The 15,983-nt window shown below is 60.3% G+C and carries 16 protein-coding genes; 6 read left to right on the top strand and 10 right to left on the bottom strand.

Annotation, left to right across the window (positions count from 1 at the left end; all coding sequences use genetic code 11):
- Nucleotides 1-156 precede the first annotated feature (156 nt).
- From FIV38_RS03430 to tkt, 7 genes are all read right to left on the bottom strand, one after another.
- Nucleotides 157-651 carry a hypothetical protein gene (locus FIV38_RS03430; RefSeq protein WP_092231045.1) on the bottom strand — a complete coding sequence of 165 codons (495 nt, stop codon included), beginning with the start codon at nucleotides 649-651 and terminating at the stop codon, nucleotides 157-159.
- Nucleotides 652-875: 224 nt separating this feature from the next.
- A complete protein-coding gene (gene fba, locus FIV38_RS03425) occupies nucleotides 876-1,940 on the bottom strand; it encodes a class II fructose-bisphosphate aldolase (protein ID WP_029297347.1) in 1,065 nt (354 codons plus the stop codon).
- 264 nt (nucleotides 1,941-2,204) lie between these two features.
- Nucleotides 2,205-2,540, bottom strand: a complete 336-nt coding sequence (locus FIV38_RS03420; protein WP_029297350.1) for an MliC family protein — start codon at nucleotides 2,538-2,540, stop codon at nucleotides 2,205-2,207.
- Nucleotides 2,541-2,600: 60 nt separating this feature from the next.
- Nucleotides 2,601-2,822 carry a hypothetical protein gene (locus FIV38_RS03415; RefSeq protein WP_070993952.1) on the bottom strand — a complete coding sequence of 74 codons (222 nt, stop codon included), beginning with the start codon at nucleotides 2,820-2,822 and terminating at the stop codon, nucleotides 2,601-2,603.
- 29 nt (nucleotides 2,823-2,851) lie between these two features.
- Nucleotides 2,852-4,015: a phosphoglycerate kinase gene (locus FIV38_RS03410; protein WP_092231048.1), complete on the bottom strand. Its 1,164-nt coding sequence runs from the start codon at nucleotides 4,013-4,015 to the stop codon at nucleotides 2,852-2,854.
- Nucleotides 4,016-4,032: 17 nt separating this feature from the next.
- Nucleotides 4,033-5,088, bottom strand: a complete 1,056-nt coding sequence (gene epd / locus FIV38_RS03405) for an erythrose-4-phosphate dehydrogenase (protein WP_092231051.1) — start codon at nucleotides 5,086-5,088, stop codon at nucleotides 4,033-4,035.
- A gap of 143 nt (nucleotides 5,089-5,231) precedes the next feature.
- Nucleotides 5,232-7,229, bottom strand: a complete 1,998-nt coding sequence (gene tkt / locus FIV38_RS03400; protein ID WP_029297358.1) for a transketolase — start codon at nucleotides 7,227-7,229, stop codon at nucleotides 5,232-5,234.
- A 260-nt stretch (nucleotides 7,230-7,489) separates the two neighbouring features.
- On the opposite strand from tkt, the gene FIV38_RS03395 reads away from it, so the two are divergent.
- From FIV38_RS03395 to FIV38_RS03375, 5 genes are all read left to right on the top strand, one after another.
- Nucleotides 7,490-8,485, top strand: coding sequence for an ArsR/SmtB family transcription factor (locus FIV38_RS03395; RefSeq protein WP_092231053.1), 996 nt, complete (start codon nucleotides 7,490-7,492; stop codon nucleotides 8,483-8,485).
- Nucleotides 8,486-8,504: 19 nt separating this feature from the next.
- On the top strand, nucleotides 8,505-9,695 hold the full coding sequence (metK, locus tag FIV38_RS03390) for a methionine adenosyltransferase (RefSeq protein WP_029297363.1): 1,191 nt from the start codon (nucleotides 8,505-8,507) through the stop codon (nucleotides 9,693-9,695).
- Between the two features lie 312 nt (nucleotides 9,696-10,007).
- A complete protein-coding gene (locus tag FIV38_RS03385) occupies nucleotides 10,008-10,355 on the top strand; it encodes a DUF1090 family protein (RefSeq protein WP_070993955.1) in 348 nt (115 codons plus the stop codon).
- 98 nt (nucleotides 10,356-10,453) lie between these two features.
- On the top strand, nucleotides 10,454-12,133 hold the full coding sequence (gene ligB, locus FIV38_RS03380) for an NAD-dependent DNA ligase LigB (protein ID WP_413469518.1): 1,680 nt from the start codon (nucleotides 10,454-10,456) through the stop codon (nucleotides 12,131-12,133).
- A gap of 81 nt (nucleotides 12,134-12,214) precedes the next feature.
- Nucleotides 12,215-12,610, top strand: coding sequence for a DUF1090 domain-containing protein (locus tag FIV38_RS03375; RefSeq protein WP_070993957.1), 396 nt, complete (start codon nucleotides 12,215-12,217; stop codon nucleotides 12,608-12,610).
- Nucleotides 12,611-12,640: 30 nt separating this feature from the next.
- On the opposite strand, the gene FIV38_RS03370 is transcribed toward FIV38_RS03375, so the two are convergent.
- Nucleotides 12,641-13,090, bottom strand: a complete 450-nt coding sequence (locus FIV38_RS03370; protein WP_029297371.1) for a c-type cytochrome — start codon at nucleotides 13,088-13,090, stop codon at nucleotides 12,641-12,643.
- Between the two features lie 128 nt (nucleotides 13,091-13,218).
- On the opposite strand from FIV38_RS03370, the gene mltA reads away from it, so the two are divergent.
- A complete protein-coding gene (mltA, locus tag FIV38_RS03365) occupies nucleotides 13,219-14,400 on the top strand; it encodes a murein transglycosylase A (protein ID WP_092231059.1) in 1,182 nt (393 codons plus the stop codon).
- A gap of 206 nt (nucleotides 14,401-14,606) precedes the next feature.
- On the opposite strand, the gene FIV38_RS03360 is transcribed toward mltA, so the two are convergent.
- Both FIV38_RS03360 and FIV38_RS03355 read right to left on the bottom strand, forming a co-directional pair.
- Nucleotides 14,607-14,993: an MAPEG family protein gene (locus FIV38_RS03360; protein WP_070993958.1), complete on the bottom strand. Its 387-nt coding sequence runs from the start codon at nucleotides 14,991-14,993 to the stop codon at nucleotides 14,607-14,609.
- 31 nt (nucleotides 14,994-15,024) lie between these two features.
- On the bottom strand, nucleotides 15,025-15,858 hold the full coding sequence (locus FIV38_RS03355) for an EamA family transporter (protein ID WP_029297377.1): 834 nt from the start codon (nucleotides 15,856-15,858) through the stop codon (nucleotides 15,025-15,027).
- Nucleotides 15,859-15,983 lie beyond the last annotated feature (125 nt).

Below are 15,983 nucleotides of genomic sequence, written 5' to 3'. Positions count from 1 at the left end.
GCGATGGCGGTGGGTCAGGCAAATGTATTGGCTGAACCACCGCAATCGCGAGCAAGCCCGCTCCCACATTATTTTTTAGTGTTTGGAAGGTCGCGGCAAAGGCGACAGATCTATTTAGTTGAATAGACCCTCCCACTTACAGTGGCTTAACAATCATCAAAACCACGCTTCAATAGACAACTCTTTATTGATAACGCTATACCCACTCAAGTCATCTGTTTTTTTCACCCACCCTTCCTTCAACTCAGCTTTAAACTCTCCCCTTACATCTTTTTTAAAGCTTTCATAAGAGTAAGACAGCCCATCCCCTCTCTTATAACTACCCGCCCTTAATGCCGAAAGCGTCTGACGAGTATAAGCATCAAGCTGCGCGGTCGACAGTCCGTCGGTCCCAGGAAACACCACACCACCTCTATGCCTGAATATATAGGATAACTGTTGCGCTTCAGAGGCATCCTCCACCACATAGTGATGTGTTTTCTTAAATACATCCAAACTTTTTCTGTATTCAGAAATCAAGGTTTCTTCAGCCTCAGTTAATGACACCGGCTCTCTCGAGGGCTCCTCAATGTCAGGTCCTGATCGGGATTTTTTGATTGCGCGCGCTTCTTCCGCGGTTTTAACTGGTTCCTTTACAAATGTAAGTCCCATTACAAAACCCTCCACTCGCCTGCACTAATTAAACCCAGCATAAAACTCAAGTAGCCTTACAAAAAATAAAATAAATAGCGACTTTTCGCACCTGTAAAATCTGACAGTTTTTTATACCACTTCGATATTGGCTTTAGTTCTAAATGGTTTAGTACCCTTCTACGGATAAAATTCAAGCAAAAAAAACCCGCATCGCTGCGGGTTTCTTTTTAAACGCTTTAGGCTTAGTTCACCTTGGCGTTCAGCTCACCTTTGAGATAACGCTGGTACATCGCTTCCAACGACACCGGCTTGATCTTCGAAGCATTGCCGGCAGTGCCGAACGCTTCGTAACGCGCGATACACACATCACGCATCGCCGTCACGGTGGCGCCGAAGAATTTACGCGGGTCGAACTCGCTCGGGTTGGTGGCCATCAGGCGACGCATTGCACCGGTGGACGCCAGGCGCAGGTCGGTGTCGATGTTGACCTTGCGTACGCCGTGCTTGATGCCTTCGACGATTTCTTCAACCGGTACGCCGTAGGTTTCTTTGATGTCGCCGCCGTACTGGTTGATGATTGCCAGCCACTCTTGCGGTACCGAGGAAGAACCGTGCATCACCAGGTGGGTGTTGGGGATGCGTTTGTGGATTTCCTTGATGCGGTCGATGGCCAGCACGTCGCCGGTAGGTGGCTTGGTGAACTTGTAGGCACCGTGGCTGGTACCGATGGCGATGGCCAGGGCGTCGACCTGGGTGCGCTTGACGAAGTCAGCGGCTTCTTCCGGGTCGGTCAGCATCTGGCTGTGATCCAGCACGCCTTCGGCGCCGATGCCGTCTTCTTCACCGGCCATGCCGGTTTCCAACGAACCCAGGCAGCCCAGCTCGCCTTCTACCGACACACCACAGGCGTGGGCCAGGGCTACGGTTTGTTGGGTGACGCGTACGTTGTAGTCGTAGTCGGTCGGGGTCTTGCCGTCTTCGCCCAGGGAGCCGTCCATCATCACCGAGCTGAAGCCCAATTGGATGGAGCGCTGGCATACATCAGGGCTGGTGCCGTGGTCCTGGTGCATGCACACCGGGATATGTGGGAATTCTTCGATTGCCGCGAGGATCAGGTGACGCAGGAACGGGGCACCGGCGTATTTACGCGCACCGGCAGAAGCCTGGACGATCACTGGGGAGTCGGTCTTGTCAGCGGCTTCCATGATGGCGCGCATCTGCTCAAGGTTGTTAACGTTAAAGGCTGGAACGCCGTAGCCGAACTCGGCTGCGTGGTCCAGCATTTGACGCATGCTGATAAGTGCCATTGTGTTGTCTCTCCCGGTCGAGGGTCGTTAATCGTGCAAGCCTGCCGTAGCGGCGGCTGCTATTCAAGTTATTGCAGATCAAGGAATTGGACCTTGGCCTGCTGAATCGTTATTGCTAGTGGGCCTGACCCAACTTCCAATCTGGAACCGAATCATGTGGGAGCTGGCTTGCCTGCGATCGCGGTGCACCAGACACTGAATTCGCCAACTGACCCAGCGCTTTCGCGGGCAAGCCCGCTCCTACATGAGATTTTCAGTTCTGTATTACTGAGCCTTGCAGCCTCGGCCGATCAAATCGTCGGTGGCGACCCAATAAACCAGGCCTTCCTCACCTTTGGTATGAAATGCCAACTGCTCATTGCTATACAGCGCCCCGGAGGCCGCCACGTCTTCCTTGAGGCGATACACCTGGTCGGAGCCGCCGAGGCGGACATCCACCTGCTTGCGGTCAGTATCGACAAACCGCCAGTTAACCTGGGCCTGGCTGTCGCATACCCAGGTGGTCCATGTGTCTTGCTGGGGCTCTGCCTTGTTGAACATGTTCAGGTTGGCACAACCGGCCAATAGAGCCAGTGCTGCCAGGGCGATAACGCCTTTCATTGCCAATCCTCGAACGGCGGCCTGGGGCCGCCGGTGCTGTCGGTTAGTGAATCAGACCCGTCAAGGGCAACCCTGTTCCTTACCTTTGGGCGGGGAGTCGTATTTCTCCAGCCCGTCGGGCCCTATGCGCTTGCTGATCACCGGCATGGTCTCCGCCTGCCAGTCGGCCTGGTAACAGCCCTTGTGCGGCGCAGCCCCTGGGGCCTCTGCTGGCGCCTTGGGCGCGCTGCCGCAGCCGGCCAACAGGCCTGCTGCAATCACCAGCGCGAATGGCTTGATCATGGGAATGCTCCTTTTCCAGGCCGTGGGCCTCAGCCCTTGGCTCGGCTTTCCAGCACTTCAACGGCAGGCAGCACCTTGCCTTCGACAAACTCAAGAAACGCGCCGCCACCGGTAGAAATGTAGGAGATCTGCTCAGCAACGCCATATTTATCGATGGCCGCCAGGGTGTCGCCACCACCGGCAATCGAGAATGCCGAGCTTTCGGCAATCGCCTTGGCCAGAACTTTGGTGCCGTTGCCAAACTGGTCGAACTCGAACACACCGACCGGGCCGTTCCACAGGATGGTCTGGGAGGCTTTCAGCAGTTCAGCGAAGTTCGCCGCAGTTTGCGGGCCGATATCCAGGATCATATCGTCAGCGGCCACGTCAGAAATCAGCTTGACGGTGGCTTCGGCGCTTTCGGCGAACTCCTTGGCCACTACCACGTCCACCGGCAGCGGCACGCTGACCTTGGCGGCGATGGCGCGAGCGGTGTCCAGCAGGTCCGGCTCGTACAGGGACTTGCCGACCGGGTGGCCAGCAGCGGCCAGGAAGGTGTTGGCAATGCCGCCGCCAACGATCAGTTGGTTGCAGATCTGGCTCAGGCTGTTGAGCACGTCCAGCTTGGTCGACACCTTGGAGCCAGCCACGATGGCGGCCATTGGCTGGGCCGGTGCGCCCAGGGCCTTGCCCAGTGCATCCAGCTCGGCAGCCAGCAGCGGGCCAGCAGCGGCGACCTTGGCGAACTTGGCCACGCCATGGGTCGAACCCTCGGCGCGGTGCGCAGTGCCAAAAGCGTCCATCACAAACACGTCGCACAGGGCTGCGTATTGCTGGGCCAGTTCGTCGCTGTTCTTTTTCTCGCCCTTGTTGAAGCGCACGTTTTCGAACAACACGATGTCGCCGGCCTTGACCTCGACGCCGCCCAGGTAATCAGCCACCAACGGCACTTCGCGGCCCAGGGCCTTGCTCAGGTAGTCGGCTACAGGCTTGAGGCTGTTTTCGGCAGAGAACTCACCTTCGGTCGGACGACCCAGGTGGGAGCAGACCATCACGGCCGCGCCTTTTTCCAGGGCCAGCTTGATGGTCGGCAGCGAGGCCAGGATTCGCGCATCGCTGGTGACTACACCGTCCTTGACTGGGACGTTGAGGTCTTCGCGGATCAGTACGCGCTTACCTTGCAGATCGAGGTCGGTCATCTTCAACACGGTCATGGGTCGCAGTTCCTGAATTACTGTTGAGGTTGTTTAGTAGCGATGTGCAGATAGTGCTCTGCTACGTCGAGCATGCGGTTGGCAAAGCCCCATTCGTTATCGAACCAGGCCAGGATATTCACCAGCCTTGGCCCGGAAACACGGGTCTGGCTGGCATCCACGATGGCCGAATGCGGGTCGTGGTTGAAATCACAACTGGCGTGCGGCAACTCGGTGTAGGCCAGCAAGCCTTTGAGCGGGCCGCTGGTGGCGGCGTCGCGCAGGATCCGGTTGACCTCGGCGGCATCGGTATCGCTGACGGTTTGCATGGTGATATCCAGGCACGACACGTTTACCGTCGGCACGCGCACTGCTTTGGCCTGGATTCGCCCGGCAAGTTCCGGCAGCAGGCGTTCGATACCGCGGGCCAGGCCGGTGGACACCGGAATCACTGACTGGAACGCCGAACGGGTGCGGCGCAGGTCTTCATGGTGGTAGGCGTCGATCACCGGCTGGTCGTTCATCGCCGAGTGAATGGTGGTAATCGACACATACTCCAGGCCAATCGCCTGGTCCAGCAGGCGCAGCAGAGGCACGCCGCAATTGGTAGTGCAGGAGGCGTTGGACACCAACACCTCGTCACCGGTCAGGCAGTCCTGGTTGACGCCGTAGACGATGGTGGCGTCGACATCCGCCTCGCTGGCCATCGGCTGGGAAAACAGCACGCGCGGTGCGCCGGCGTCGACGAATCGCAGGCCATCGGCACGGGTGTTATAGGCACCGGAGCATTCCAACACCAGGTCGACGCCCAGCGCCGCCCAGTCGATGCCCTCGGGCGTGGCACTGCGCAAGACCTTCACGCAGTTGCCATTGATATGCAGACAATCGCCGTCGATCCGCACTTCGCCGGGGAACCGGCCGTGGGTGGAGTCGAAGCGTGTCAGGTATTCGATGCTGGCCATGTCAGCCAGATCGTTGATTGCCACAATTTCAAACCCAGCCGCCGCCCCTCGCTCGAACAGAGCACGCAAGACGCAACGACCAATGCGGCCGTAGCCGTTGAGTGCAACTTTGTAGGGACGGGGTTGAGGCATGGGGTTCTCGATTACCTTGGGTAATGGGGTGAATGTGCCGCCGCCTTCGCGAGCAAGCCCGCTCCCACAGTTGAAATGCATTCCAAATGTGGGAGCGGGCTTGCTCGCGAAGGCGTCAGTACAGCTACCCCCAATCTACAGCCTTAGTCTTCCAGCAGCTCTTCAGCCTGACCCAGGATGTTTTCCAGGGTGAAACCGAACTCTTCGAACAACGCTGGCGCCGGCGCCGACTCACCGTAGGTGGTCATGCCGATCACGCGGCCTTCCAGGCCCACGTACTTGTACCAGTAGTCGGCGTGAGCCGCTTCGATGGCGATACGCGCGCTGACCTGCAACGGCAGGACCGATTGCTTGTAGTCCGCGTCCTGGGCTTCGAACACGCTGGTGCACGGCATGGACACAACACGCACGTTGCGGCCCTGGGCAGTCAGCTTGTCGTACGCCTGAACGGTCAGGCCCACTTCGGAACCGGTGGAGATCAGGATCAGCTCCGGCTCGCCGATGCAGTCCTTGAGCACGTAGCCGCCACGGCTGATGTCGGCGATCTGCGCGTCGGTACGCACTTGGTGCTGCAGGTTCTGACGCGAGAAGATCAGCGCCGAAGGGCCGTCCTTGCGCTCGATCGCGTGCTTCCAGGCCACGGCCGATTCCACCGCGTCGGCTGGGCGCCAGCAATCCAGGTTCGGCGTGGTGCGCAGGCTGGTCAGTTGCTCGACCGGCTGGTGCGTCGGGCCGTCTTCACCCAGGCCGATGGAGTCGTGGGTGTACACATGGATCACACGCTTCTTCATCAGCGCAGCCATGCGCACGGCATTGCGCGCATATTCCATGAACATCAGGAAGGTCGCGCCGTACGGCACCAGGCCGCCGTGCAGGGCAACGCCGTTCATGATGGCGCTCATGCCGAACTCGCGCACGCCGTAGTACATGTAGTTGCCGCTGGCGTCTTCAGCCGAGACACCTTTGCAACCTTTCCACAGGGTCAGGTTGGAACCGGCCAGGTCAGCCGAACCGCCGAGCACTTCCGGCAACAGCGGGCCGAAGGCGTTGAGGGTGTTCTGGCTGGCTTTACGGCTGGCGATGGTCTCGCCCTTGGCCGCGACTTCGGCGATGTAGGCCGAGGCTTTTTCCGAGAAATCGGCAGGCAGGTCGCCAGCCAGGCGGCGCACCAGTTCGTTGGCCAGCTCCGGGAACTCTGCGGAGTAGGCCGCAAAACGCTGGTCCCACTCGGCTTCTGCGGCGCGGCCGGCTTCCTTGGCGTCCCACTCGGCGTAGATATCAGCCGGGATTTCGAACGGGCCATGGTTCCACTTCAGCGCTTCGCGGGTCAGGGCGATTTCCGCGTCACCCAGTGGGGCACCGTGGCAGTCTTCCTTGCCTTGTTTGTTCGGCGAACCGAAGCCGATGGTGGTCTTGCAGCAGATCAGGGTCGGCTGCTCGCTTTTGCGCGCGGTTTCGATGGCGGTCTTGATCTCTTCCGGATCGTGGCCGTCGACGTTGCGGATCACCTGCCAGTTGTAGGCTTCGAAACGCTTTGGCGTGTCGTCGGTGAACCAGCCTTCGACTTCACCGTCGATGGAGATGCCGTTGTCATCGTAGAAGGCAATCAGTTTGCCCAGGCCCAGGGTACCGGCCAGGGAGCTGACTTCGTGGGAAATGCCTTCCATCATGCAGCCATCACCCAGGAACACATAGGTGTGGTGGTCGACAACGTTGTGGCCGGGGCGGTTGAACTGCGCCGCCAGGACTTTTTCTGCCAGGGCAAAACCCACGGCATTGGCCAGGCCTTGGCCCAGAGGACCGGTGGTGGTCTCGACGCCTGGGGTGTAGCCGAATTCCGGGTGGCCCGGGGTGCGGCTGTGCAGTTGGCGGAACTGCTTGAGGTCGTCGATGGACAGGTCGTAACCGGTCAGGTGCAGCAACGAATAGATCAACATCGAGCCATGGCCGTTGGACAGCACGAAGCGGTCACGATCGGCAAACGATGGGTTGCTCGGGTTGTGTTTCAGGTAGTCACGCCAAAGTACCTCGGCGATATCCGCCATGCCCATCGGGGCACCGGGATGGCCGCTGTTGGCTTTTTGCACGGCATCCATGCTGAGGGCACGAATGGCGTTGGCACGCTCACGACGGCTGGGCATCGCTGATCTCCTGGGGGTTGAATAAAAGAAACGGAAAAAAGGACCGGCATTTTCCCTCAGCCAAGGCCTCAGGGGCAATGACAGATACCGACTTATGTGGGTTTTTCCTGTGGTTTGGACTGCATTGACAGCAAGAACACTTCCCGCCGTTCGTCTAAAGGTTATAGCGCCTGCTTATAACCACCGATTATCGACCAATATCAAAACTTTTTGATATTGGCCTTGCGGGGATTTGACCTCATCACTAGACTGCTGGCCTTATGAACTTACCTGCGCCTTCCATTCGCCCCGACGATTGCGATGAGCTGGCGGCCCTGTGCAAGGCCGGCGGTGATCCGCTGCGCCTGAATGTACTGCGCGCCCTGGCCAACGACTCGTTTGGTGTGCTGGAACTGGCGCGGATCTTTGCCATCGGCCAGTCCGGCATGAGCCACCATTTGAAGGTGCTGGCCCAGGCTGACCTGGTAGCCACCCGCCGTGAAGGCAATGCGATTTTTTACCGTCGCGCCCTGCCCCACAACGATTTGCTGGGTGGCAAGCTGCACGCTGCATTGCTTGAAGAAGTAGACAACCTGGCCCTGCCGGCTGACGTGCAATCGCGGATCGCTCAGGTCCACGGGCAACGCGCCGCCGCCAGCCAGGACTTTTTCTCACGGGTGGCGGACAAGTTTCGCGCCCAGCAGGACCTGATTGCCGGGCTGCCTCAATACCGCGAAAGCGTGCTGGCGCTGCTCGACAAGCTGGGCTTCAACCCAGGTGCCACGGCGCTGGAAGTCGGGCCGGGCGATGGCGGGTTCCTGCCGGACCTGGCACGGCGCTTCCACCAGGTGACGGCGCTGGACAACAGCCCGGCCATGCTGGAGCTGGCGCGCCAGTTGTGCGAGCGCGAGCACTTGGGCAACGTCAGCCTGCAACTGGCCGATGCCTTGAATGATGTAGAGCTGCAAGCCGACTGCGTGGTGTTGAACATGGTCCTTCACCATTTCGCCGCACCGGCCGATGCGCTCAAGCAGATGGCCGGTTTGCTGCAACCGGGCGGTAGCCTGCTGGTAACTGATTTATGCAGCCACAACCAGAGTTGGGCCAGGGAGGCCTGCGGTGATCTATGGTTGGGGTTTGAACAGGACGATCTGGCCCGTTGGGCCACCGCTGCGGGACTCGTTCCCGGGGAAAGCCTCTATGTAGGCTTACGTAATGGTTTCCAGATTCAGGTCCGCCACTTTCAGCGGCCATCTGGCGACACTCACCATCGGTAAATATCAGGAAAACATCGAGATGAGCGAATATTCCCTTTTCACCTCCGAGTCCGTGTCTGAAGGGCATCCGGACAAAATCGCCGACCAGATTTCTGATGCGGTGCTGGACGCCATCATTGCTGAAGACAAGTTCGCCCGCGTGGCGTGCGAGACGCTGGTGAAAACGGGCGTGGCGATCATCGCCGGTGAAGTCACCACCTCGGCCTGGGTCGACCTGGAGCAGATCGTCCGTGACGTGATCACCGACATCGGCTACACCAGCTCCGACGTCGGCTTCGATGGCGCGACCTGCGGCGTGATGAACATCATCGGCAAGCAGTCGCCTGACATCAACCAGGGTGTCGACCGTGCCAAGCCAGAAGACCAGGGCGCCGGCGACCAGGGCCTGATGTTCGGCTACGCCAGCAACGAAACCGACGTGCTGATGCCGGCGCCGATCACCTTCTCCCACCAGTTGGTCAAGCGCCAGGCCGAAGCCCGTAAATCCGGCCTGCTGCCTTGGCTGCGCCCGGACGCCAAGTCCCAGGTGACCTGCCGTTACGAAGGCGGCAAAGTGGTGGGCATCGACGCCGTGGTGCTGTCGACCCAGCACAACCCGGAAGTCTCCTACAAAGACCTGCGCGAAGGCGTCATGGAGCTGATCGTCAAGCACGTGCTGCCTGCCGAACTGCTGACCAAGGACACCCAGTTCCACATCAACCCGACCGGCCAGTTCATCATTGGTGGCCCGGTGGGCGACTGCGGCCTGACCGGGCGCAAGATCATCGTCGACAGCTACGGCGGCATGGCCCGTCACGGCGGTGGCGCATTCTCCGGCAAGGATCCTTCCAAGGTTGACCGCTCGGCAGCCTACGCCGGTCGTTATGTGGCCAAGAACATCGTCGCCGCCGGCCTGGCCGAGCGTTGCGAGATTCAGGTTTCCTACGCCATTGGTGTGGCCCAGCCTACGTCGATCTCGCTGAATACCTTCGGAACCGGCAAGATCAGCGACGACAAGATCGTCAAGCTGGTGCGTGAGATCTTCGACCTGCGTCCGTACGCAATCACCACCATGCTCGACCTGCTGCACCCGATGTACCAGGAAACCGCGGCCTACGGCCACTTCGGTCGTACCCCTGAACAGAAGACCGTCGGCGACGACACCTTCACCACGTTCACCTGGGAAAAAACCGACCGCGCCGACGACCTGCGTACCGCTGCCGGCCTGTAATCGCTGCACGCAACACCCAAAGCCCCGCCGGGTTTTCCCGGCGGGGCTTTTTATTGCCTTAGATTGTAGGAGCGAGCTTGCTCGCGAAAATCTCCAGAACCCCACGGGGCATCAGGCTTCCCGCGTTATTGTCGACGCCCCTCGCGAACAAGCTCGCCCCCTACAAGCTCACATTAATTGGATCCAACCCTTGCAGGCCAAATGATGGCCCTCTAGAATCCGCGCCCTCCCGAGCGCTCAACCACATTGGATATTGCATTGCGCCTGCTCGGGACAGCCAAGTGCGCAGGCAATCGAACATTGAGGTTTTTCATGCGTATTTCCACGTTCGCCCCTGCTGCCGTCCTGTTCAGCCTGTTCGCCCTGCCAGTGCAAGCCGCTGACCTGAGCGGCCTGACTGGCGCCCTGACGTCCCAGCTGGGCGGCGCTACCGGCAACTGCGAAAAACAGAGCCAGGAGCTGCAAGCCAAAGTCGACGCCGCCAAAGCCAACGGCGAAGACCTGAAAGTGAAGGCCATGCAGGCTGCACTGGACCAGGTAAACAAAGGTTGCAAAAAAGTCGGCGAGTCCCAAGGCAAGCTCGACGAAGCCTCGCAAAAGCAGCAGGCCAAGGCTGACAGCAACGACACCGTGAAAGCTCTGGGCGGTCTGTTCAAGTAAGCAGAAACACCCGGTAAAAAGCCTCGCGCCTGCGGGGCTTTTTTATGGGCGTTTGCTTGCTTTAGGCTGGGCGCCCCTTCAGAGCAAGGACGCTCATGATGACGCCCCGCCTGCTGCACTACCTGCTGTTGATGCTCTTCCCTATCGTCGCTTGGGCGCAGGGCTGCCCGGACTGGCCAGCCGACAAGGCCCGGGACGAAATCGCCGCCCTGCAACGGCAAATCGGCCTGTGGGATGACAGCTACCACCGGCTCGGCCAATCCCTTATCAGCGACGAGCTGTACGACCAGGCCCGCATACGCCTGGAGCAATGGCGCCGGTGCTTTGCACAGGTGGCGCCGCCTGCCGACAGCCCCCTTTCCAGCGCCGGTGGCACCATCCCCCACCCAGTGCCGCACACGGGCCTTGCGAAGCTGGTCAACGACCGCGCCGTGGAAGACTGGGTCCGCACTCGCAGCGACCTGTGGATACAACCCAAGGTCGATGGCGTCGCCATAACCCTGATCTACCGTGGGGGGCGCCTGGCCCAGGTCATCAGCCGTGGCGATGGCCTGCTCGGCCAGGACTGGACGACGTCGGCCCGCAAAATCCCCGGCATCGTGCAACGGCTGCCCGAAGCCATCGACCTGCTTTTGCAGGGCGAGCTGTACTGGCGCCTGGATGCCCATATACAAGGTGAGACGGGGGGCATGAACGCCCGCAGCAAAATCTCCGGGCTGATGAACCGTCACCAACTGAGTGACGCCGACGCCGCAGGTATCGGCCTGTTTGTCTGGGCCTGGCCCCAGGGGCCGGCGGACCTCAGGCAACAACTGGGCACCCTCGCAAGCTGGGGTTTTAGCGACAGCCAGCGCTATAGCCAACCCATCGAGAACTTCGAACAGGCGCGGCACTGGCGCACCTTCTGGCATGGGCATCCATTGCCCTTCGCCACCGACGGAGTGGTGCTGCACCAAAGCCAGCGCGCTCCGGCCGAACGCTGGCAGGCCAGTACGCCGTATTGGGCGATTGCCTGGAAATACCCGGTGATCAAAGCCCTGGCCCATGTGCGCCAGGTGCAGTTCAAGATCGGCCGCACCGGGCGCATCACGCCGATCCTGGAACTGCACCCGGTGCTGCTCGACGACCGCCAGATCCGGCGCGTCAGCATCGGCTCCTTGAAGCGTTGGCAGGAGTTGGATATCCGTCCCGGTGACCAGATATCCATCAGCCTTGCCGGCCAAGTGATCCCAAGGCTCGACCAAGTCATCCTGCGCAGCCACCCACGCGCGGATATCACCGTGCCTGCCGCGAGCGATTTCCATCACCTGAGCTGCTGGCGGCTGACTCCTGCCTGTGAGGAACAGCTGCTGGCCCGGCTGGCCTGGCTCAGTGGCAATCAGGGGCTGGATCTGCCACACATTGGCCGCGAGACCTGGAACAGTTTGATCCAGGCCGGTCAAATCAGCGGTTTGGTGGATTGGTTGAACCTTGATGAGACAGAGCTTGCTACCATTGACGGATTCGGCGAGCGCAGCAGTGCGCGCCTGCTTGCGGGCTTGCGAGTTGCGCGCCAGCGACCGTTCGCGCAATGGCTGATGGCGCTGGGGGTTCCACCGACCGCCCGGAACAACCTCGCGGGCGGCTGGCAGGCCCTGGCCGCGCGAGACACTCAAGCCTGGCAAGCCGAAGCGGGAATCGGCCCGGGACGCGCGGCGCAGTTGAGCGCCTTTTTTCGCGACCCTCAGGTGGTGGCCATGAGCGAAACACTGCGGGCTGCCGGGATAGACGGCTTTTAGTCCCGGGCCCGTTACATTAATCGGTGCCGGCAGAAATCATCCTGCCCACCTGACAACGATCTTGTTTAATCTGGAGTCTTTATGAAGTTTCTTGCACCGCTTGCCCTGCTGACCATCACCAGCTTAATGACCACACCATTGATGGCTGCCGAGACGGCCCCGCAACTGACCGGCTGCGCCGCCAAGCGTCAAGCCATCAGCCTGCAGATCGAACAAGCCAAGGCCCACGGCAACAGTGAGCAACAAGCCGGCCTGGAAAAAGCCTTGAGCGAAGTCACCGCCCATTGCACCGACGCCTCCCTGAAAAAGGAACGCGAGAACAAGGTGCTGGATGCCAAACACGAAGTCAGCCGCCGTCAGGCCGACCTCGACAAGGCCATGAAAAAGGGCGACTCCGAGAAGATCAACAAGCGTAAGGACAAGCTCGCCGAATCGCGCAAAGAGTTGCAGGAAGCCCTCGACGACCTGGACAAGTAAGGCGCATTCGGCGTTCTTGCCCGATCAGGCTCAGTGGTCGCGAAACTGCTTATGACAGGCGCTGCAGGCATCTTCGACTTTCTGCACGGCCGGCCCCAGGTTACTGGCCTTGTAAGGCTGAACCTGGCTGGCGATCACCAATTCACCGGTGGCCGCCTCAAGGTTGCGCGCCAGCTCCTGGAACTGCGCCTGTTTTTGCCAGACCTCATCCTTGGCGCTGGTGTGGTCTTCTTCGCGCACCGTTGGAAAGTGCTTCCACGGCTCATGGGACAGAGCGTCGAGCTTGACCGCACCTTCGGCAAATTTCGCCCCGTCGAACGGGATGCGACCGCGCAGCATGCCACCCAGGTCTTCGCCGGTCTTGAGCATCTGCTTGAAAATAGCCTTGCGCTGGCCCAGTGGCGAGTTTGGATCAACGCCACCGCAGGCAGTCAGCGTCAGGCAGGCCAGCAATACAACAGTCAGTTTTTTAAAAGTCATGGTGGCTCAGGGTCACGGGAAACGGCGGCCAGTATCCTCGCCCCGTCCGCAAAGACCAATAGCCCTATTAATAATATGGATGCTTGCGCCACAACCTGCGCGGGCAATCGCCTTGGGAATTTACTTGCATGAATAACCTGTTGAACCCCTGGAGTCGCCGACTGGCGTGGGCTCTGCCGATGATCGCGCTGCTCGCTGGATGCGACGGCGGCAACACTCCGGCCCCCACGCCTACGCCCGAAAAACCCCACGCCGTAGCGACCTATGTCAGCGCCACCTGGGACGCCCTGCCCGTGGTTTCGGACAGCGACCTGCAAGCCGGTTTCGAATCCTGGCGCAGTGCCTGCCAACGCCTGAAGAACGATCCGATATGGGCCACCACCTGCGCGGCAGCGGCCAATGTGCCGGGCAATGCCGGCGACATCCGCGGCTTCCTCAAGCAACAGTTGGACGTCTACGGCTTGCGCTCGGCGGACAACACGCCCAATGGCCTGATCACTGGCTACTACGAGCCGGTCTATCCAGGCAGCCTCACCGAAACCAAAACCGCCCATGTTCCCGTGTTTGGCGTGCCGGACGACCTGATCATCGTCAACCTCGAAAGCATCTACCCCGAACTCAAGGGCAAACGCCTGCGCGGGCGCCTGGAAGGCCGGGTCCTCAAGCCCTATGACGATGCCGGCACCATCAACCAACAAGGCTCCAGTGCCAAGCCGATTGCCTGGCTGACCCACCCGATGGACCTGCAATTCCTGCAAATCCAGGGTTCTGGCCGCATCCAGCTGGCTGATGGCCGACAACTGCGCGTGGGCTACGCCGACCAGAACGGTTTCCCCTATCGCCCGATCGGCCGCTGGCTGGTGGAGCAAGGCGAGTTGAAGAAAGAAGAAGTCAGCATGGGCGCGATCAGTGCCTGGGCCAAGGCAAACCCGCAGCGCATCCCGGAACTGTTGGCGAGCAACCCCAGCTACGTCTTCTTCAGCACCCGGCCCGATAGCAACGAAGGCCCGCGCGGCTCGCTGAACGTGCCGCTGACTGCAGGCTACAGCGTGGCGGTGGACCGCAAGGTCATCCCGCTGGGCAGCCTGTTGTGGCTGTCGACCACCCGGCCCGACGGCTCGCCAGTGGTACGACCGGTAGCGGCCCAAGACACTGGTGGTGCGATTGTCGGTGAGGTGCGTGCGGACCTGTTCTGGGGCACGGGTGATGCTGCGGGCGAGTTGGCCGGAAATATGAAACAGCAGGGCCAGATCTGGATGCTGTGGCCCAAGGGCGCAGCGCTACCCAAAGTGCCGGACGCTCCCCAGTAGGATCCGGCTTACCGGGGCAATCGGGCTTACTGTGCCAAGGGGGCTTACTGTGGCGAGCGGGCTTGCCCCGCGCTGGGCTGCGAAGCAGCCCCAGTAAGTCGAATACGGTGTATCAGATAATCCGTAGCGGGTGGTTTTGGGGCTGCTTCGCAGCCCAGCGCGGGGCAAGCCCGCTCGCCACAGCAAGCGGGCGCCGACCCAGTGCTTTACATCGAGACGAAGAAAAAGCTCGCAATCAACACCATGCCCACAAACCACACCAGCGAACGCAAGATCGCCCAGTCCGCCAAATAGCAGATGATGTACAACAAGCGACTGGTGATAAACAGCACCGCCAGGACGTTGATGGTCACCAGTTCCGCGTTGCCCGCCAGGTGGGCAATGATCACCGCCGCCGCAAACGCCGGGGTCACTTCAAAGCTGTTGAGCTGTGCGCTATGGGCGCGTTTGGCAAAACCTTCCAGGGTCTCCAGGAAGGCCCGGGGGTCGTGGTTCTGCCGGGGCCCGAATTTGCCGCCACTGAACTTGGCCACGCCGGTACACAGGTAAGGCAGAAAAATTGCGATCAACACACACCAGAAAGCGACAGTCATCACTCATTCCTTTTTTAGTTTTATCCACTGGTTAGAGTTTCATCACGAGCATGCCGATCAGTACCAACCCACAGGCTAAGAGCCGGGAGCGGCCGAAAGGTTCTTTCAGATAGCGCATACCGAACAACACCACCAGGATCACGCTGACTTCCCGCAGCGCGGCGGCCTCGGCAATCGAGCCCAACTGCATGGCCCAAAGCACCAGAGCGTAGCTCAACAACACGCACAATCCCACGCTCAGCCCCAACCGCCATTGCGTGCGCCAGAACAGGCTGAACGCCGCCCGCTTGCGCACCATGGCCAACAATGGAAAAGGCCAGGCGCTGAGCAGCGTCAGCCAGACCAGGTAGTCCAACGGGTGCGACCAGCGCCGCAGCGCCTGCCCGTCGAGGAAGGTATAGCAGCCGATGCACAAGCCGATCAGCGCCACCACCGGCAGCATCGACCAGGGCAACCTGTCCCCGCCACCGCCCTGCCACAACAGGCACAGCATGCCGAACGGGATCAGCAGGATGCCGACAATCTGCTGGGTACTGAGCACTTCACCAGCAAACACCAGGGTCAACGCCAGCACCACCAGCGGTGATAAGCCACGCATCAACGGGTACACCAGCCCCAGGTCGCCGACGCGATAGGCCTGGATCAACAGGTACCGGTAGAGCAACTCGAACAACGCCGAAGCGATGATCCACGGCCAGATTTCCAGGGGCGGCAGTGAAACAAATCCCACCGCCAGCAGAACAAACAACAGCGCAACGCTGTCCATGCAGGCGATCACCAACAGGCGTTCGCCGCTGAATTTGATCAAGGTGTTCCACGTCGCATGCAACAACGCCGCTACCAGGACAAGGGCCGTCGCAAGCAATGGAACCTCCTTAATTGATTCGGGATGTATCAGCACATGTTTATACTAAACGCCGCTTCGGCGCACCTAGCATGCCTATGACGGCTGCCATTTCCCCTATCTGCTCTTATTTCAACCGCCTTCCA

The organism is Pseudomonas proteolytica (assembly GCF_007858275.1).
Classification (GTDB): Bacteria; Pseudomonadota; Gammaproteobacteria; order Pseudomonadales; family Pseudomonadaceae; genus Aquipseudomonas; species Aquipseudomonas proteolytica.
This window is presented reverse-complemented; position numbering and strand designations above follow the sequence as displayed.